Raw genomic sequence first — 19,192 nt, 5'->3', positions numbered from 1 at the left:
CTCAATCCCGGCGCGGCCGCAAGGCGCTGGCGAAGGTCGGTTCGTCTCGAACGCAAACCCACTTCACAGATTTGACAGACTCTGCTTTTTTCCCATGCGGGTGGATGACTGGAGAACGGCAGAAGGGTGGAGATCGTCGTGACCCTGGCACTCGTTGCGGTCGGCCTGATGGGCCTGTTCATCGGCGCCCGCTTTCTTGCACCCGCAATCCTCGCCGCCACGCTGCTGGTGGCGGTGGCTGCCATGGCGGGCGGCCTCATGTTGGGATTGCCGTTCAAGCTCATCCTGCTTCGAACCCTGTACCTCATTCTCGTGCTGCAAGGCGGCTACCTTGCCGGCCTCGGCCTTGCGGCATTGCGCCATCGCAGGAAGCGGCCGGGCCCGGCACAGGACGACGCTCCGCTCACCACGAACCGGCTCCTGAAACGCCCGGCCGGCCTCAGGAAGCCTGATCGAATTTCATGACCGCGCCGACCGTGCGGACGAGGATCAGCAGATCCGCGCCGATCGACCAGTTGCGTACATATTCGGCATCCAGCGAAACCCGGCCGGCATAATCGACCGAATCCCGGCCGGTGACCTGCCAGAGCCCGGTGAGGCCGGGCCTCGTCCGCAAATAGTCCCGCGCCACCGAGCCGTAACGCCGCAGTTCGTCCGCAACGATCGGCCGCGGGCCGACGCAGCTCATCTCGCCGCGCAGCACGTTGAAGAGCTGCGGCAGCTCATCGATGCTCGACTTGCGCAACATGTTGCCCAGAACCGTGAGGCGCGGATCGCGCTTCAGTTTGCGGGATTGCCGCCACTCCTCGGCGGCCTGCGGATTGCAGGCCAGATAGGCCTGGAGCCGCTGCTCCGCATCAACGGCCATGGTACGGAACTTGTAGCAGCGGAACGCGCTGCCGTTGAAGCCGATCCGGCGGTGGGAGAACAGCACCGGCCCGCCGCAGACGAGCTTGATGAGCAGGGCCACCGCGAGCATCAGCGGCATGGCCAGGACAAGCGCCGTCACCGCAATGCCGATATCCATCAGCCGCTTGGCGCGACCACCGAGCGGCCGGGAATGGGTGGTCGAGAAATCGCCGGCGCCGGCTGCCGCCGGCATTGAAAGAAAACCGTCCGCCCCGTCATCCGGGGGCGATGGCACGAACCCCAGATGCGGGAAGTGCCTGCGGTTCGTCAATGATCGTTCCCGCCCCAGAAGCGCGCCGCTTCTGGCATATGATCTCGTCCTGGTCGACATGCCAAAGACGCCCCTTGCCGCCACGTATGGTTGTCGCTTGTCAGATGCCAGAATGTCGAAGACACATGTGCAATCGCAAGTGGATCAATAGTGGTAACCGGTGGCACGCCCCGCCACGGGATTACGCCCAAAATGTTATTGTCCCCGTGAGTTGCCGGCTTCGGGCGGCGTGAGGCGAGGTCACGTAGGCGGTTGCAGGAAGCGATCGCGTGCCGGCCGGAATCCTTCGGCTCCGCAAGCTGTGCCCGAAGCCTCGCAAGGCCGCACGCCCGGCGCCTTTCATCTTTTGGCGTATATGGACTGCCCCCTTTGTGTGGCGTGCGCCGATCCACTTTCTCGGACATGCTGGCTGCCGGCAGCGTCGTGCGACTGCCGGCGACCATGCAATCGACAGATGGACCGGAGGCCCGGCGTGAACGTTCTTCCCGACATTTTCATCGAAAAGGTGAACCGCGCGCAGCAAGACCTCGTCATTTTCGCGGTCATGCGAAACGAGTCGCTGCGGCTGCATGCCTGGCTGCGCCACTATCGGGACATCGGCGTCAGGCAATTCGCTATCGTCGACAACGGCTCGACGGACGCCACGTGGGATATATTGGCCGCGCAGGATGACGTCGTCTTCACCCGGATCGACGGCGGCTACGCCCAGTCCAATTTCGGTGTCGACTGGGCCCATGAATTTCACGACAGGATTTCACCCGGCACCTGGGTGCTGTTCGCGGACTGCGACGAATTGCTGGTCTACCGGGGCTGGCCGCAATCGCCGTTGTCGGCGGTTCTGGACAAGGTGCGCCGGCAGAACCGCAACGCCATCTACGCCTTCATGCTCGACATGTATCCTCGCGGCCCGCTGGAAACGGCATGGCTGGAGGAAGATTCCGATATTTTCCAGGTCTCGCCCTGCTTCGACCTCGACTATATCTTCCGGTTCCGCCCGCAAAAGCCGTGGGGGAAAACCGGGGCGGCGCTGGAGATCGTCGGCGGGCCACGGGTGCGGATCCTTTCGTCCTTCGAGAAGGAGGCCCGCAGCACATGGGTCGACTATTGGCTTTGCGGCCAGATGGATCGGATATTGCCCCATGTGCCCGACAGCCTCGTGGCCACGGTCGTGCGCAGCATGCCGCGCCAGATGCCGTGCCTGTCCAAGGTTCCGCTCGTCCTGACGGGATCGGGATTCAGATATACGAATGCACATGGCGGCACGGGCGGCCACCTGCACGGCGAGAACATGGTTCTTTGCCACTTCAAGTTCCTCGCCGATTTCGCCAGACGGGTGAATGAGGAAGCCGCGCGAAAGGAGCACTATCGGCGGGGGACGGAATATATCCTCTATGCCGACACCATCCGCCGGCGCGGCCATCTCGACCTGAGCTATGAGCGCAGCACCGAATTCAAAGGCGCGGAACAGCTTGTCGAACTCGGACTCATCCGGGACATCACCCCCTGGTGCGCCCAGGCGCCGTCGCCCGCCTTGATCGAGGCCGCGGCGCGGAAACGCCCCGAGCGTGTTCCCGACGGACTGGCATCCTGAGCCGGAAGACATCCGGAACGACGACGGTCAGGGATTTTCAGCCGCGCGAGGCCAGCCGTTCGACTTCGCGCCACAGGGCATCGGCTGTCCGCCTCCAGGTGTAGCGCGCCGCCATGGCCTGTCCGCGCGCCACCATCTCTTCCCGCAACCGGGGATCGCGCTCGAAGCGCAAAATGGCTTCGGCCCAGTCACCGGGAGAGTCCGCGTCGGCATAAACCACGTCGTCGCCCAGCACCTCCGGCATGCTGCCCAATGCACAGGTGATGACCGGGGCGCCGGAATTCAGCGCCTCGAGCTGGGTCATGGCGAAGCCCTCCGTTCGCGCCGGCTGAACGAAGACGAGGGCATTCTGGTAGAGCGCGCGCAGATCCGCGTCACTCACGCCCGAGACGACCACCAGCCTGTCTCCGACTTCCTGCACCGCACCGACGGCCTTGCGCAGGTCGGCCCTTGCAATGACCGCGAGCTTGAGCCGGCTTTCCCCCATGCGCGCGAAGGCCCGGTAGATGACCTCGACATTCTTGTAGGGGAATGCGCTGCCGAGCATCAGCACATAGCCCTGCGGCGACAGGCCGAAACGTGCGAGAACCGAAGCATCCGGCGCGACCCGCACTATATGGTCGGCGCCGTTGTGAATGACCGCAATCTTCGAGGCCGGGGCGATGCCGAAGCGCTGGAGCATCTGGCTCGAGAACTCGGAGACGGTGACGACGCGGCGCGACATGCACCCGGCCACGCGCATCAGGGGCCGGTGCGTGAACAATTCGCCGGACGGGTAGGATTCCGGATAGAGAAACATCTGCGCGTCGTGCACATAGGTGAGCGCGCGCGGATGATACAGGGGTGCGACATTGGCGAAATTGACCAGCGTTCCCGTCCATGCCAGCAATCCCAGGTCGACCGGCTCCCAGAACTTGCCGCCGAGGAGATTGCGGCGGCGGATGCGGATCGCCTCGAGCGGCAGCGAGCGCGTGGCGTCGCTCGGGCACAGCACCTCGATCGACGCACCCGCAAACCTCGCGTCGCCGGCGCGGATCGCCGCGTCCCATGCGGCCAGAACCTCCTCGGCCACGCGCGAGGTTCCGGTGATCGGCCCGCGCAGGAAGCGGCCGTTGACATAGACCTTGCCCGGTTTGTCGTCCTTGCCCATCCCACAGTCCCCCAATGGTTGCGCGCACCATCCCGGCCTCATCCAGAAACGGTAGGCCATTGCCTCATGATGCGTTTGACTCGTCAATGATTTCGGATTGAGAATTTGCCGGACACCGTTCAGGGGCTGGAAGCAGCGGGAGGCAAGGGTGGAGAAGCGGAGCCTGGCCATCTTCTTCTTCGCGGGCTGTTTCAGCGCCGTGACCGACGGCTGCCATGTGCGCGCCTGCCAGGGCGTGGAAATGTTGCTTGCCCTGGGCTGGCGGGTGGTCGTCTATTCCTATCGCAACCATCACCAATGGCCCTGGAACCCGAAAGGCATCGAAGCGTTCCGCACCCGCTTTCCGGGCGCCGAGCTGGTGCTCGACGACTGGAGCCGGAAGCTCGCCATCGTCCAGAAGTTCAAGGGCCTGATCTCCTATCTCGGCGGCAGGCCCGCGGCCCGTGCCCTGCGCACCCATCTGCCGGGGCTGACGCCGGAGTTCGACCGGCTGCTGCGCGATCCCGATCTGAAGCTGGCGCTGGTCAGCTATCCGTGGGGCATGTCCCATCTCAACGGCTCTCCCGGTCCGCACATCATCGTCGACACCCATGATCTGGCCGCACTGGAACGGATACAGGACGACCCTCCCGGCCGGCCCGGGCCAAGATCGATCCTCACCCTCAAGCGCGAGCTTTTCTACCTCGGCGAGGTCGACGAGATATGGTCGACCTCCTACAGCGAAGGCCTGTTCCTGAAATCGCTGCTCGAACGCGATCGCGTGCGCATCGTGCCGCCTGCCTTGCAGGGCTGGAGCGACCCCCGGCCCGCCGGCGTCGCGCCCACATATGACCTGGTTTTCGTGGGCTCCAACAACAGATGGAACCCGAGCGCGATCAGCGGCTTCCTGAATTCCTACGCCGGCTGGGGGCTGCCGCTGAAAATCGCCATTGCCGGCAGCGTCTGCCGCGACAAGCGGGTTGCCGCGGCAAGCGGGGCCGAACTGCTCGGCTTCGTCGATGACCTGAACCTTCTCTATGCCAGCACCCGGGCGGTGATCTGCCCCGTCGAGGGGACGGGCACCAAGATCAAGATCATCGAGGCACTGTCGGCCGGCCGGCCGGTGTTCGCCGCGCCGGGCGCCTTCACCGGCCTGTTGCCCGGCTACGAAGACTGCGTCTTTCCCCTGACCCGGGAAAGCGTCGCCGCCGTCCTCGGCGACTCCAGGGCGCTGGCGGCGGCCCAGGTGGAGGCGCTGCGCTATGCGCGGGCCTACAGCTTCGAGCATGTGGTGGCCGAAACGAGATCGGGGCTTGCCGGCGCCGCCGAAACATTCGTCGCCAGCCCATCCGCCCTTGCCATGAGTTCCAGATAGCGCCGGGCCGAGTCTGCCCAGGAGAACCGCTTGGCCTGCACGCGGCCACGCGCGACCATGGTGTCGCGCAACCGCGCATCGCCCGCCAGGCGCATGAAATGGTCGAACCAGATGTCAGCCCGGTCCGGCGGCGCGTAGAGCACGGCATCGCCGCCGATCTCGGGCAGGCTGGCGCGGTCGGACGCCACCACCGGGCAGCCGCGGACCATGGCCTCCAGCATCGGCAGGCCGAACCCTTCGACGAAGGAAGGAAAGGCAAGGCACAGGCTGTCCTCAAGCAGGGCGGCAAGCTCGTCGTCCGAAATCCTGCCCAGCCACTCGACATTCGATGCCGCCCGCTCCTCCACCGCGCCGAAGACCCGCCCATCGGAGAGCCCGGCCACGGCCACCCGCAGGCCAGCGGCGGCGAGCCGGTCGCTCATGGAGAGGATCAGGCCGATGTTCTTGTGCGGGGCACGGCTGCCCAGAAGCACGACGGTGCGGGGGCCGGCGACGGCCCGCGTGCGCGGCGAGTGGCGCGGCGTCCAGCGCAGCGCATGCTCGTAGCCGTCCGGGGCGACGGTGATCTTGCCCGCCCCGCACAGGCCGTAGCGCACCAACTCCGCCGCGGAATGATCCGACACGGTGGCGACATGCCGCACCGTCCGGCCGAGCGCCGGGATCAGGGTGCGGTAGAGGAGCCGGAACGGCAGCGAATAGCTTTGCGGATAAGCGCGCGTGTTGAGGTCGTGGACGCACAGGATCTGCTTCCTCACCGCCAGCGGGCCGCTGTTGCAGAGGCTGGCGAGGCCGCCCCTGACATGCGCCGGAAGCACGGTCTGTTCCCAGCCATGCCCACCGAAATTGCCGACCGAGCGGCTGCGGATCGCCACAAGAGCGAGATCGTCCTTTGCCTCCGGTGGCATCAGAAGCTCGACCCTCAGGGCATGAGCGAGAGGACCGCCCGCGGCGATCAGGGCGTCCAGCGCCTGCACCACCTCACGCGCGTAGCGCTGCACGCCGGTGACCGGCTGGGCCAGGAAGCGACCGTTGATCGCCCAGTGCCGCGCCGCGTGCGCCATCACGCGAAACGGCGCAGCATGCTGCGAATGGGCAGCCGGGGCAGGCGGCGCGCATGCATCAACAGAACGCCCAGCAGCGGCGCATTGGCGATGCGCAGGGTGCGGGCAAGATCGGCCAGAGAATCGAGCGGGGTGCGATCTCCCTCGGCGACGACCACCACCCCGTCCAGAAGCGAACAGACCAGCAGGCCATCGGCCCCGAACTCATAGGCCGGAAGGTCGAATATCACGACCTTGTAGCCATCCAGTTTCTTGAGCAGAACCTGCATGTTGGCGGGCAAGGCAAGGGTGGCCGGCCCGCGTTCCGCGTTGGGCAGGAAATCGAACAGCGCCGGCGCGACGGTCCCGATCCCGCAGGCGGCGGAGCCGGGTTCATGGAGACCATCGCCCGTTTCGGCGCGGGTAAACCTTTCCCTGAACGCATGGGTCAATGTGAAACGGGGGTCTATGTCGACGAGCAGGGTCTGCACGCCCGAGGCGGCATAGAGGGCGGCCAGGTTGCTGGCCACCGCGCTCTTGTTCCCGCCCGCAGGCGCGGAGGTGATGCCGATGCACAGCCTGGATTTTCCGGCATCGGCAAGGCTGATGACAGCCCTTGCGCTGCGGAGGTTGGCGCTGAACGGCGAGTGCGGGTCCCTGACCACCTCGTCATAGACGCCGGGGCCCTTGCGGGAGACGGCCGGCGGCAATTCGCCGATGCAGACCAGCCCCAGTTGCTCGCCGATCTGACGCGGCGTGCGCAGGGTGCGGTCCAGGCTGTGGCGGACAAAGGCAAGGCCGACGCCCAGCATCAGCCCGGCGAAGGCGCCGAAGACCAACGTCAGCCGCTTGCGGGGCTGGCTTTGCACGTTCGGCTGCACGGCCGTGGTGATGACGCGCGAATTGGCGATCAGGAACGGCTGCTGGTTGACCGCGCCGGTATAGGCCGAAAGCAGGCTCTCATACATCTTGCGATAGGTTTCGGCCTGCACCTCGAGCTGTTCCAGCGTCGGCCCGTCGGCATGCTTGCCGGCGGCAGCGGCGGTATCGTCCGGCTTGTCGATGCGGTAGTCGTAAGTGGCGCGGAATTCCTGGGCGATCTGGGTCGCCTTGTTCATCTGGGCGCCGGCTTCGTCGATGCGCTTTTCCAGCCAGACGACGCCTTCCCGCGCCGCGACCGCCCGGGTTTCCATCTGCTCGCGCACGAAGGCATCGGCCGTGGCGTTGGCGATGCGCGCGGCCAATGCCGGGTCCTGCGACTTGAAAAAGATATCGATGGCGTAGGAAACGCCGACGCGCTGGACGTCGAGGCTCCGGGAAAAGATGTCGGCCGCCCGTTGCTTCAGGGCCGCTTCCGTCTGGTTCGCATCCGCCTCCTCGACCGAGGCCGGCACATATGGCTTTCCGGAAAGCAGCGCCCGGAGCCGCGCAACCCTCTCGCCGAGCCCGGGCCCGCCCGTATCCCTGAAGGCCTCATCGTGGGCCAGGCCGAGTTCCTCGACCACCATCATGGCAATCTTCTGCGAGCGCAGCAGCGCGAGCTGGCTTTCGATCTGGGCCGTATCCAGCGACAGGCTCACCTCGACCATCTGCTGCTGCATGAACTGCGGCAGCTTGGGCTCGATCAGGATCTGGGTGCGCGCCGTGAAAATCCGGTCCGAGGTCGCAAGATAGAGGCTCGCGCCAACGATGCCGACCAGCGCCCACAGCAGGATCGAAACGACGTACCGGCTGAAGAAGGCCAGGATATCCGACAGGTTGATGAATTCCGCAGAGGCGCCGGAACCACGCCAATCGGGTCGTGCCGCCGCCGCTGCCCACTGGCGCTCTAGCATGGCTGCAATCTCCAGCTACCGACCAGCAAGAATCGCGAAGGCCGGATTCCATCGAAAACGACATACATGGCGTTGCAAGAATTGCCCCCTGCTGTGCCTGCCCTGCCTGTCAGAGTAGCGCTCCCCCACCGGCGCGAAAACACGACCAATCGAGGTAGGCGGCGGGCAAAAGCGGCTGCCCACCAGGACATGGCCACACGCCTGTTTCAGGCGATATCGCGCAGCGCCGGACGGGCAGGCTCGGCCGCCTCCGCGACGGCAGCCATGTTCGGAACGGCCAGCGAATGGACGACCGCGCCTTCGGTCTTGTCGAGATACTGCATCAGCGCCGTCACCAGATGGTAGAAGATGCTGGCCGGCACTTCGCCCGCCACGGCCTTGCCCCGCTCGTCGATGCGGTCGATCCAGAAGCCGGTGGGCGCCGGGTCGATGTGCCAGCGGAACAGCCGGCCGACGCGCGCCTCGATCTCCGGCTTGAGGTCGGGGCCTTCCGGACGGTCGAGCGCGATCGCCGCCTTGATCGCCTCCGCCTGCGGCCAGCTTCTGGAGATCAGGTCGAGCGGCAGGCCGTCCCGCGACACCGCGCCATAGGCGAGACCCGTGGCGCGGTTCAGCCCATTGGCCACCGCCGAGGAATAGAGCTTGCGCGCGAACGGAATGAGGTCGGACTGCTTGCTGCGGGCGGCGAACTCGACGAGCAGCGAAGCCCACTCGAAATGATGGCCGGGTTCCGTCCACACACCCTGCCCGCCCGGTGCCGGTTTCCATTCATTGTCGAAATATTCGCCGAGCGTCCAGCTTTCGGGATCGAAGAAATGCGTCCTGAACAGGTCGACGATGCGGGCCGCGCGGCGCAGATAGCTGCGCTCGCCGGTGACCTCGTGCCAGGCCAGGAATGCCTCCAGCAGATGCATGTGCGGATTGGAGCGCCGCAATTCGGTGCCGTCGCAGGTTTCGAGGAAGCCGGTCAGCCGCTCGTCCTCGAGCCAGGTTTCGACGAAGGCCATGGCCTCCTCGCCCCGCGCCAGCGCATCGGGATTGCCGGCGCGGTGGGCATAGGCGAGCGCCAGAAGCACGCAGGCATGGTCATAGGCATCCTCGCACGGATCGGCGATGGAGCCGTCGACATTGAGGGTGCGCGCCCAGCCGCCGCGCTTGGTGCGGCCTTTTTCCATGAAGGCGATGCCATGGGCGATCAGGTCGTCGGCCGGCCCGTCCCACCCGCGCAGCTTGGCGATCGAATAGGCATAGACCTGCCGCGCCATGGTGCGCATGCGCTTCGGCTTGCAAAGCGGCGTGCCGTCGAAGGCGAAGGCTTCGTGGAAGCCGCCATGGCGCTCGTCGACCCCGGCCGTCGACCAGCGCGGCAGCGTCTCTTCGAACAGCCAGTGCGCCACGCGCTGGCGCCAGGCGCCGGGCAGCACCACGCGGTCATGGGCGGGCGTGAACTTGACCTCCAGCCGGCCCCATTTCTCGAGCTGCTCCACGACATGCTTGACGTTCTGGCTCTCGGCCACCGGGGCCACGAAGGTGGCGTCGTCGGTGGCCACCACCGCCACGTCCTTGAGGCCCACGACCGACAGCAGCCGGCCGCCGCTGCGCAGATAGGAGCGCTCGCAATCGATGGCGACGACGTCGCCGATCACCACATTACCGCGCTCGTCGGTGCGGCTGGCCTCGAGCAGCGATTGCCATGACCCCAGGTCGCTCCAGCGGAAGCGCGCCGGCACCATGGCGATGTTGCACAGATGCTCCATGATCGCATAGTCGACCGAGATCGAGGGGATCGACGCATAGGAATCAAGCGGCAGGTAGATGCCGGACAGGTCGCGCGCGGCAGTGTCGAGCGCCCGCTCAGCCTGAAGCCAGATGTCGCGATGATGGTTGAGGAAGGCCGCGCGGATGACCGCCGCCCGAAACAGGAAGATGCCGGTGTTCCAGAAGAAATCGGACGTCGCGAGGTAACGGCTTGCCGTTTCGGCATCGGGCTTCTCGACGAAGCGGACCACGCGGCGCACGCCCGCCCCCTGCTGGTCCTGTTCGGCCAGGTCGTCGCCCGCCTCGATGTAGCCATAGCCGGTTTCGGGGCGCGTGGGCTTCATGCCGAACACTACCACCTGTCCGGCTTTCGCCGCCGGCACGCCGGCCTCCACGCTGTCCCAGAACTGGCGGTCGGTGGTGATGGCATGGTCGGACGGCACGATGAGCACGATGCCGTCGCCGTGGCTGTTGAGGGTGTGCAGGGCGGCGATCGCCACAGCCGCCGCGGTGTTGCGCCCGACGGGCTCGAAGATTGCGCCGCCGCCGCTATAGTCGAAACCGGCAAGGTCGGTGCGGATGCGCTCGGCGTTGCGTTCGGCGGCGATGATGTGGACCGGGGTCTGCCCCTCTTCACGCGCCTTCAGGCGGCGCACCGTCTTCACCAGCATGGAGCCGTCGCCGGACAGATCGTGGAATTGCTTGGGATTGTCTTCCCGCGAAAGCGGCCACAAACGCGACCCGACCCCGCCACTCATCACGAAACACGAAATGCGCTCGGCCATGATCAGCCACCCCCGTTTATCCGTCCCTTTCGATTGAGCATTCGCAACCGCCCGATACCCGGCTTGTCCCCGAAAGCGGCATCCGTCGGCCCGTGCACAGACACCGACCTGCCCTGTTCGAGAGGATGCGAACCGGCCCCAAGACCGGACCATAGGCGATGTCGCAGACGCGCCCGATTAATCCAGGTTAACGATTGCCAGAAGGTGTTATGGGACCGACGGAAGGCTTAGCCACGGGTATGACGAACAGGGTTGACGCCCTGTGGCGCCTTACGCCGCCCGGCGCTCGCCTTGCGCGTCCTCGCCATCGGCCGCCAGCTTGACGAAGGCCTTGATCGGCAGATGGTCCGACGCGACCCGCGCCAGCGGCGTGTCGTGCGCCATCACCGGCGAGACGATATCCGTGCGGTTGGCGATGATGCGGTCCAGCGCCAGCAGCGGCAGGCGCGATGGGAAGCTCGGCACCGCAGGCGGCAACGGCCCGAAGGCCGCCTCGAACATGGCGAGCGCCGAACGATCGTTGAGGCGCCATTCGTTGAGGTCGCCCATCAACAGGGTCGGTGTCTCGGCGCTGGCATTCATGATGTCGAGGATCATGCGGGCCTGAAGGGTGCGCGAATGGCGCAGAAGGCCGAAATGGGCGGCCACGATCCTGATGCTGCCGCCGGCCTCCAGATCGATCTCGGTCATGATGGCGCCGCGCGGCTCCAGCCCCGGCAGCTTGAACTGGTGCACGTCGCGCACCGCGCCACGCCGGAACAGCACCACATTGCCATGCCAGCCATGCGCCTTGGCCTTGCCGAAGACGGGCACCAGCGTCAGCCCCGCTTCGCGCTCCAGCCGCGTCAGGTCGAGCAGCCCTTCCCGGTTGCCGAAGCGCTTGTCGGCCTCCTGCAGGGCGATGACGTCCGCCCCGATCTCATGGATGACCCGGCTGGTGCGCTCCGGATCGAAGCGCCCGTCGGTGCCGACGCATTTGTGGACATTGTAGGAAGCCACGACAAGGCCGGACTGGCCGCCATGCTCCACCGCCGGCACATGCCCCGCATGGTTCCGGCGCATGCGAATCCGCTCCAGGATGCTGGCGGGAAGTCCGCTGCCAAGCTTCTGCATGTTCCTTGCCGTCTCCCTGTGGACTGCGCAGGCTGGAGCTGCGGGTGCGAGTCGGGACTTTTCCCTAAGTTAGGGAAGCGCGAATCACGACGCAACGCCCAAACAGCTTAAAGTCTTTCCTGTCAAAGATATGACCTTCGGCACCCCGGCGCTTCAAAGATAGGGCGAACCGAGCCACAGGATGCGATCCACCAGCCGTACGGGGAACGAGCGGGCGCGCAGGCCGGCCAGCGTCACCGGCGTTGCCTTTTCGACGATGGCGGCGATGCGCGCGTCGATCTCACCGGCGACGCGGGCGTCGAGCACCTCCAGGTCGATCTCGAAATTCAGCCTGAGCGAACGCGGATCGAGATTGGAGGAGCCGACAAAGGCCCAGGTGCCGTCGATGGCCAAAAGCTTGGAGTGGTCGAACGGGCCCTCGGCCCGCCAGACCCGGCAGTAGCTGCGCAGAACCTGGTCGAACTGGGCCGTCATCGCCCGGTCGACGAGCACCAGATTGTTGGCGGCCGGCACGACGATGTCGATGTCGACGCCGCGCCGCGCCGCGGTGGTCAACGCGCTGATCAGCTCGCGGTCGGGCAGGAAATAGGGCGACATGATGCGGATGGAGCGCCGCGCGACCGAAAAGGCTCCCATCAACATCTTGTGGTTGGTTTCCAGGCTCGCATCCGGCCCCGAAGGCAAGGCGCGCATGAAGACGGGCGCGCCGGGCTCCACCGCCGCAGGCTCGATCTGCCAGGCCTCGCCGGCCAGCCGCTCGTCCGTCGCGAAGAACCAGTCCTCGGCCGCGATGGCGAAGATGTCGGCGACCACCGGACCCCTTATGCAGAAATGCGTGTCCCTGGCGCTGGCCGTGCCGGCGAACTCGGCGGTGAAGCCCTGCCTGATGTTCATGCCGCCGGCAAAGGCGACCGCGCCATCCACCACAACGATCTTCCTGTGGGTGCGCAGATTGGCGTAAGGCAGGCGCAGGCCGACGATGATGCGGCCGTTGAAAACGTCGGCTGGAACGCCGCCATCGCGCAGATAGCTGACGATGCTGGGCACCGAATAGCGGGCGCCCACCGCATCGATCAGCACGCGCACGACGACGCCACGCTTGACCGCCGCGATCAGCGCATCGGCGAAGCGCAATCCGATGGGGTCACGGTCGAAGATATAGGTTTCGAGGATGACGCTGCGGCGCGCGCCGGCAATCGCCCCGATCATGGCCGAATAGGCTTCGTCGCCGCTTTTCAGCATGTCGATGGAGTTGCCGGCGGTCATGCTGTGGTGCGTGAGCCGGTCGCCCACGCTCTTCAGGGCCGCGAAACGCCGCCCGTAGCGGTCGGCGATCATTTCATCGGTCACGTCCGCGCCCGGGTGCACCGGCTTCTCGTGCCCGGCCGCCGAGCGTTCGGCGGCGAGCGTGTCGCGCCGGATGCGGTTGATGCCGGCCACCGCATAGATCAGTGCGCCGACGATGGGCGACAGGATGATGACGCCGACCCAGCCGATGGCCGAGCGCACCTCGTCCTTGGTCATGGCCGCATGCACGCCGGCAACGGCGGCGACCAGCACCGAGATGACGGCAAGAATATGCGGCCAATAGGCCAGCAAGAGGTCCCACATGGGCAAAGCGACTCCGCAACCCTGCACTGGCAAGAACCTAGAGCATGAGCCGGGAAAGTGGAAACGGGTCCGATGGCCGAATCCGGCCGGTCATGGCGAGACGCCGCGAATGCGGAAGGCGGACCCGCCTCATCCACGGCCTGGCATTGTACTGCCGTGGCAAATCGCGTCGCCGATCCGCTATCCTCGTTCTAGAATGAGCAGCGAAGCTTCCCATGGAGGCGCTTCCCACACCGTGTCAGGAGATCGAAAGATGAAAGCCAAACTCGTCGCCAGCACAATGCTCGCTGCTTCCCTGCTTGCGGCAAACATCGCCGAAGCCTGCACGCGCGTGGTCTATCACGGCCCCGACGGCCGCTACCTGACCGGCCGCTCCATGGACTGGCGCGACAAGATGATCTCCAATCTGTGGGTGCTTCCGCGCGGCATGGAGCGCAACGGCGCGGCCGGTCCCAATTCAGCGCAATGGTCCTCGCGCTATGGCAGCGTGATCGTGTCGGGCTACGACATCTCGACCACGGACGGCATGAACGAGGCCGGGCTGGTCGCCAATATGCTGTGGCTGGTCAATGCCCAATATCCCGAGGACGATGGCAAGACACCACGCATCTCCCTGTCGATCTGGGCGCAATATTTCCTCGACCAGTTCGCGACCGTCGCCGAGGCGGTCGAACATGCGCGGACCACGCCGCTGCATCCTGCGACGGGCGAAGTGCCCGGCCAGCCCGGCAAGCTGACCACGCTGCATCTGTCGCTCTCGGACGCGACCGGCGACAGCGCCATTTTCGAATGGATCGACGGCCGGCTGGATATCCATCACAGCCGCGACTATCAGGTGATGACCAACGAGCCGCGTTTCGAGGACCAGCTCGCCATCACCCGCTATTGGGGCAAGATCCCCGGCAACGTGTTCCTGCCGGGCACCAGCCGCGCCGAGGATCGCTTCGCCCGCGCGAGCTTCCTCATCAACGCCATTCCCAAGACCGACGATACGCGCGAGGCGGCCGCCGCCGTGTTCAGCGTCATCCGCAATGCCTCGGCGCCATGGGGCATCTCGATCGACAATCAGCCCAACCTGTCCACCACGCGCTGGCGCACCGTGGCCGACCACAAGGACAAGCTCTACTATTTCGAGTCCGTCTATTCGCCGAACGTTTTCTGGGTCGACGTCAAGAAGCTCGATTTCGGCGAGGCAAGCGAGGTCCGCAAGCTGGATCTCGGCCCGGACCAGCGCCACATTTTCAGCGGCGAGGTCTCGGGCGCGTTCGTGGCAGCCGAGCCATTCGCCTTCGAACCGGCCGAATGACAAGGCAAGGGGCGCTTCCCCGGAAGCGCCCCTTGCTTCCTTTTTCAGTTCCGTCCAGCGCGGCCCTTCCTATTCGGCGCTGTCCGGGGCCGGGATCGAGCCCGCCGGGCCGGAATGCATGATCTCGTCATTCTCCGGTCCGTCGACGATCAGGTAGCCCGCCAGCCCGCGCTCGGCCCGCGACAGGGCATGATCGACCAGCACATAGTGCCCGCCGCGGTCGATCTTGAAGTCGACGATGGTGGCGCCGCCCGGCGGAACGGTCACCGTCTGGACGCCGGTGAGCGGCGGCGAGGTGACGCTGCCCAGCGTGTAGACATGGTCGAAGATCTCGCCGATCACATGGAAGGACGAGGTAAAGTTCGGCCCGCCGACACCGAAGTAGATGCGCACCGTCTCGCCCGCGCTGGCATAGAGCGGATGGGTCTTGGTGAGCGCGCCGACCGAACCGTTGAAGAGGAAATATTCCGGCTGCTCGGACAGCAGCTTGTCATAGTCCATCTCCATCTCGCCCTTGGTGCCGAACGGTTCGACCGTGTAGATCTCGCCCTGCATGACGTAGAACTCGCGGTCGACCTGCGGCAGCCCGCCTTCCGGCTCGACGAGGATCAACCCATACATGCCGCTGGTGATGTGGTGGGCGACGCTGGGCGTCGCGCAGTGATAGACAAAGATGCCGGGCTTCAAGGCCTGGAAGGTCACCACCGCCTCCTCGCCGGGCGCGATCTGGGTGAAGTCGGCACCGCCGCCCGGACCGGTCGCGGCATGGAAATCCACCGAATGGGGCATGACGCTGTCGGCGGCGTTCTTGATGTGGACCTCGACCGTATCGCCGACCCGCACCCTGAGGAACGGCCCCGGCACCTTGCTGTTGAAGGTCCAGTAGACATAGGTGGTGCCGTCGTCGAGGCGGCCCGTCAGTTCCACCGTCTCCAGGTCGACGCGCACCACCTGCGGCGCACGCTGGCCGATGGGGCCGGGCAGGTCGGCGGGATCGCGCACGATGTCGGCGGCATTCGTGTCCATTTCGCTGCGCGGGCCGGGCATGACGTGGACCAGCCCTTCCATGCCCGCTTCCCGGTGGCCGGCGATGGAGCAGAAATAGGCGAACTCTCCCACCTTGGTGGCGATGAAGGAGAAGGTGGACGAGGCGTTCTTGCCGACGACGATGGAGGATCGCGCCGCATACTGGTCGATCACCACGTCGTGCTCGGCACCCTCGCCGTTGATGAGGTTGATCTGCACCAGTTCGCCCTCATGCACCATGAGGGTGGGGTTGATCTCGCCGTCGATGTCGCCGCCGACGCCGAGATAGACCATGCGCCCGCCGGCGATGCCGGTCCTGAGCGTGAAAATCGTCGGACTGTGGTAGCTGACCACCGGAGCGGCGCTCGAACCGCCGGACGACGCATCGGCATCCGGTGCGGGCGTGGTCTGGGCCGGTGCCGGCTCCGACTGGGCAGGCTGGGGCTGCGCGGTATCCGCCTGCGCGGTTCCCGCGCCCGCGCCGTGATTGTGGGTCTGGGCCAGGGTCGGCGACCAGAGCATGATCGAAAGCAGCGCCGCCATGATGGCGAGGAGCCGGGCCGGCATGCGCCGTTTCGCCCGGTCCCGCGCCGAATGCGTTGCTGAAGTCGTAAGTGGTCGGGCACCAAGCATGCCCGGTCCAGCTTTCCTTGTCTTGTTCATCGTAGGTATCCTCTCCTTTTTCCATAGTGCGATGGAAAACAGAACAGGACAAGATTGAGGCCGTTACTTCACGGCAGCACAAGCCTCCGCCACGGCATGATCCAGAATGACGCGTGCCTTTTCAAGGGCTTCGGCCTCGGTTGCCGCGATCGCCACCGGATAGGGAGAGGCCTTGGCACGGCCGGGCAGAGCACGCTCCATCGACCCGCGTTCTTCCTCGTCCTCGATGACATGGACGGTGCCGGCCACCAGCCGGGCAAGCTCCGCCTTGCGCGTCTTCATCCACAGGATCATCGGCTTGCCGGCCGGCGGCAGCGGCCGGTCGCCGTCCGTGACGATGATCGCCATAAGCCGGCCGCGCGCCAGAAGCGCATCATATTCACCGGTCCAGCCATGACCGTCCTGTTCGGTTTCGAGCTTGCCGACGCCCAGATAGACGTCCGGCTCCAGTTCGCGGAAGAATTTCATTTCAGGTCTCCTTGATAGATCAGGCTTCATCGATGACGGTCACGGCACGCCGGGCCGCATTGCGGCGCGTGGCGACGGCGAGAATGGCGGCGGCGATCAGGCCGCAAAGGCCGGCAATAGCGGCCGCGACCGCGAACCCGTTCGCGAAGGATGACGCCAGCAGATCGCGAAAGGCATCGGGCGCCATGTCGAGCCCGGCGGGCATGGCGTGGCGGCGCACGGCGCTGCCGGCAAGGGCAGCCGCATCCGCGACCTCGGCCTTGCCGAAAGCGGTTGTCAGCGACGCGACGGCGCGCGCGCCCATCAGCGTGCCGAGCAAGGCAATGCCGATGGTCATGCCGCCCTGGCGCAGGGCATTCATGGTGGCCGAGGCCGTGCCGGTGCGCTCGCGCGGCGCCGCCTCCATCGCCGCTGCCCCGGTCGAGGGCACCGCCAGTCCCATGCCGATGCCCAGCAGGGCGAAGAGCGGCGCAACCACGAGATAGGAGGTGTCCGGGGTGAACGAGGCCATGGCCAGCATGGAAAGGCCAAGCAGCACATAGCCCAGCACCATCAGCCGGCGCATGCCGTAGCTCCGCGCCAGTTGGCCGAACGCCGAGGCGACCAGCGCCATGGCGGCGAACACCGGCGCCATGCGCCAGCCGGCCTGGGTGGCCGACCAGCCCTGCGCCTGCTGCAGGAACAGCGAGAACAGGAACAGGCTGCTGTAACCGGCGAAGCCGAGCACGAAGGAGGCGAAATTGACCGAGGCGAAGGCCGGCTCGCGGAACAGGTCCACCGGCAGCACCGGCCGGGCCGTGCGCATCTCGACCCCGACGAACAGCGCCAGCGCGCCTGCTGCAACCGCCAGCGCGACAAGCACCGCCGGCGCGCTCCAGCCGGCATTGCCGGCGCTGATCAGCGTATAGGTGAGCGCGCCGAGGAAGATCACGCTGAGCACCTGCCCCGCCGGATCGAGCGCGGCGTGGTCCGGGTCGGCGCTTTCGTCGATGCCGCCGAACCCGAGCAGCAGAGCAGCCGCGCCGACCGGCAGGTTGATGAGGAAGATGCTCTGCCAGCCGATATTGTCGACCAGAATGCCGCCGAGCATCGGGCCGATGATCAGCGAGATGCCGCTGAAGGACGACCAGCCGCCGATGACGTGGGCACGGGCGACCGGATCGGGGAAGGTCTGCGTCAGGATCGACAGCGCACCGGGAATGACGAAGGCGCCGGCGATGCCCTGCAGCGCGCAGCCGGCGATGAGCATGGCCAAGGTGGACGCCGAAGCGCAGATCGCCGACCCGGCCACGAACAGCGCGACGCCGGCCAGCCAGGCGCGCTTGCGGCCGTAGCGGTCGCCCACCGGCCCGGCCGACAGCATGAAGGCCGAAAGGCACAGCGCATAGGAGCCGACCACCCATTGCAGGCCGGAAAGATCGGTGCCGAGGCCGGCCTGGATGGCCGGCAGCGCAACGGTGACGATGCTGATGGCGAGCGTGGCCATGAAGGTGCCGAGATAAACGGCGGCGACAGCCATTCTTTTGCGGGAGCGGACCATGGGTGGGGCCATATTTCTTGAGCGATTCACTCATCAATAAATTATCGACCGACCGTCGGTCAATAGCAGGATTGCTTGCGAAGCCCGCCGGATATGCGATAGGCCGGCAGCAGGTCGAAACGCGATGGAGGAGTTGGGAAATGGCCGCAGCGACACGCCCGGGCGCAGCGCCGGCCGAAGCGCGGGCGCCACGCGCGCGCCGGGTGCTGCCGGCCGAGGTGCGGACGGATCATCTGATCTCGGCCGCAGCCGACCTGTTCATCGCACAGGGGCTGGAGGCGACGACCGTCGACGACATCGTTGCCCGGGCCGGTGTCGCCAAGGGCACCTTCTACCACTATTTCGCCACCAAGGCGGATGTGCTTGTGGCGCTGCGCGAACGCTTCTCGCAGGATTTCGCGGCCCGGGCCGCCGCCGCCATCGAGGCCGTGCCGGACACCGATCACCCTGCCCGCTTCAATGCCTGGCTGCGCGCCGCCGTCAGCACCTATCTCGCCAATTTCCGGCTCCACGACGTCGTGTTCCACGACTTCACCCACGACCGCCGCCGCTCGCGGGAGAAGGACATGGTCATCGGCCAGCTTGCCGCCCTGCTGGAAGCCGGGCAGGAAGCCGGCGCGTGGAACCTGCCCAATGCGCGTGCCGCCGCGCTGGTGCTGTTCGACGGCATGCACGGCGTCGTGGACGACGCCATCGCGGCCGGGCAACTGGATCCCGCACCGCTGTGCGGAATGCTGGAGCAGATGCTGGGCCGGATACTGGTTCGATAGAA

15 protein-coding genes are annotated in these 19,192 nt (G+C 66.2%); 5 read left to right on the top strand and 10 right to left on the bottom strand.

Features of this window, described 5'->3' with window-relative positions:
* Positions 1-138 precede the first annotated feature (138 nt).
* Positions 139-465 carry a hypothetical protein gene (locus ABID37_RS12070; protein WP_354194984.1) on the top strand — a complete coding sequence of 109 codons (327 nt, stop codon included), beginning with the start codon at positions 139-141 and terminating at the stop codon, positions 463-465.
* Here ABID37_RS12070 and ABID37_RS12065 read toward each other — a convergent pair.
* Positions 440-1,102 (bottom strand): sugar transferase, encoded by a 663-nt coding sequence (locus tag ABID37_RS12065; protein WP_354195187.1) that lies wholly within the window; start codon positions 1,100-1,102, stop codon positions 440-442. The genes ABID37_RS12070 and ABID37_RS12065 overlap by 26 nt on opposite strands.
* A 550-nt stretch (positions 1,103-1,652) precedes the next feature.
* On the opposite strand from ABID37_RS12065, the gene ABID37_RS12060 reads away from it, so the two are divergent.
* Positions 1,653-2,771, top strand: coding sequence for a glycosyltransferase family 2 protein (locus ABID37_RS12060; protein ID WP_354194982.1), 1,119 nt, complete (start codon positions 1,653-1,655; stop codon positions 2,769-2,771).
* Between the two features lie 37 nt (positions 2,772-2,808).
* Here the strand turns inward: ABID37_RS12060 and ABID37_RS12055 are convergent, their stop codons facing one another.
* Entirely contained in the window at positions 2,809-3,921 is a 1,113-nt protein-coding gene (locus tag ABID37_RS12055) for a glycosyltransferase family 4 protein (protein WP_354194980.1), read from the bottom strand.
* A gap of 148 nt (positions 3,922-4,069) precedes the next feature.
* Here ABID37_RS12055 and ABID37_RS12050 point away from each other — a divergent pair, with 148 nt between their 5' ends.
* On the top strand, positions 4,070-5,275 hold the full coding sequence (locus tag ABID37_RS12050; protein WP_354194978.1) for a glycosyltransferase: 1,206 nt from the start codon (positions 4,070-4,072) through the stop codon (positions 5,273-5,275).
* Here ABID37_RS12050 and ABID37_RS12045 read toward each other — a convergent pair.
* The 5 genes from ABID37_RS12045 to ABID37_RS12025 form a co-directional block, all read right to left on the bottom strand.
* Entirely contained in the window at positions 5,173-6,336 is a 1,164-nt protein-coding gene (locus ABID37_RS12045) for a glycosyltransferase family 4 protein (RefSeq protein ID WP_354195185.1), read from the bottom strand. The two genes, ABID37_RS12050 and ABID37_RS12045, sit on opposite strands and share 103 nt — an antisense overlap.
* Positions 6,336-8,150 (bottom strand): GumC family protein, encoded by a 1,815-nt coding sequence (locus ABID37_RS12040; RefSeq protein WP_354194976.1) that lies wholly within the window; start codon positions 8,148-8,150, stop codon positions 6,336-6,338. Before ABID37_RS12040 ends, ABID37_RS12045 begins: the two co-directional genes overlap by 1 nt.
* A gap of 206 nt (positions 8,151-8,356) precedes the next feature.
* On the bottom strand, positions 8,357-10,693 hold the full coding sequence (locus ABID37_RS12035; protein WP_354194974.1) for an AGE family epimerase/isomerase: 2,337 nt from the start codon (positions 10,691-10,693) through the stop codon (positions 8,357-8,359).
* A gap of 270 nt (positions 10,694-10,963) precedes the next feature.
* Positions 10,964-11,806 carry an endonuclease/exonuclease/phosphatase family protein gene (locus ABID37_RS12030; RefSeq protein ID WP_435521556.1) on the bottom strand — a complete coding sequence of 281 codons (843 nt, stop codon included), beginning with the start codon at positions 11,804-11,806 and terminating at the stop codon, positions 10,964-10,966.
* Between the two features lie 153 nt (positions 11,807-11,959).
* Positions 11,960-13,417, bottom strand: coding sequence for a phospholipase D-like domain-containing protein (locus ABID37_RS12025; RefSeq protein WP_354194972.1), 1,458 nt, complete (start codon positions 13,415-13,417; stop codon positions 11,960-11,962).
* A gap of 253 nt (positions 13,418-13,670) precedes the next feature.
* Here ABID37_RS12025 and ABID37_RS12020 point away from each other — a divergent pair, with 253 nt between their 5' ends.
* Positions 13,671-14,723: a linear amide C-N hydrolase gene (locus ABID37_RS12020; protein ID WP_354194970.1), complete on the top strand. Its 1,053-nt coding sequence runs from the start codon at positions 13,671-13,673 to the stop codon at positions 14,721-14,723.
* A gap of 69 nt (positions 14,724-14,792) precedes the next feature.
* On the opposite strand, the gene nirK is transcribed toward ABID37_RS12020, so the two are convergent.
* The 3 genes from nirK to ABID37_RS12005 form a co-directional block, all read right to left on the bottom strand.
* Entirely contained in the window at positions 14,793-16,316 is a 1,524-nt protein-coding gene (gene nirK, locus ABID37_RS12015) for a copper-containing nitrite reductase (protein WP_354194968.1), read from the bottom strand.
* Between the two features lie 159 nt (positions 16,317-16,475).
* Complete coding sequence (locus ABID37_RS12010; RefSeq protein WP_354194966.1) at positions 16,476-16,880, bottom strand: hypothetical protein; 405 nt, start codon at positions 16,878-16,880, stop codon at positions 16,476-16,478.
* A gap of 19 nt (positions 16,881-16,899) precedes the next feature.
* On the bottom strand, positions 16,900-18,399 hold the full coding sequence (locus ABID37_RS12005) for an MFS transporter (RefSeq protein ID WP_354194964.1): 1,500 nt from the start codon (positions 18,397-18,399) through the stop codon (positions 16,900-16,902).
* A 161-nt stretch (positions 18,400-18,560) separates the two neighbouring features.
* Here ABID37_RS12005 and ABID37_RS12000 point away from each other — a divergent pair, with 161 nt between their 5' ends.
* Positions 18,561-19,190, top strand: coding sequence for a TetR/AcrR family transcriptional regulator (locus ABID37_RS12000; RefSeq protein WP_354194962.1), 630 nt, complete (start codon positions 18,561-18,563; stop codon positions 19,188-19,190).
* Positions 19,191-19,192: the final 2 nt, after the last annotated feature.

This window comes from Aquamicrobium terrae (assembly GCF_040545735.1).
GTDB lineage: Bacteria > Pseudomonadota > Alphaproteobacteria > Rhizobiales > Rhizobiaceae > Mesorhizobium > Mesorhizobium terrae_A.
The sequence above is the reverse complement of the archived record's forward strand: the minus strand, read 5'-3'. Positions and strand labels throughout refer to the sequence as shown.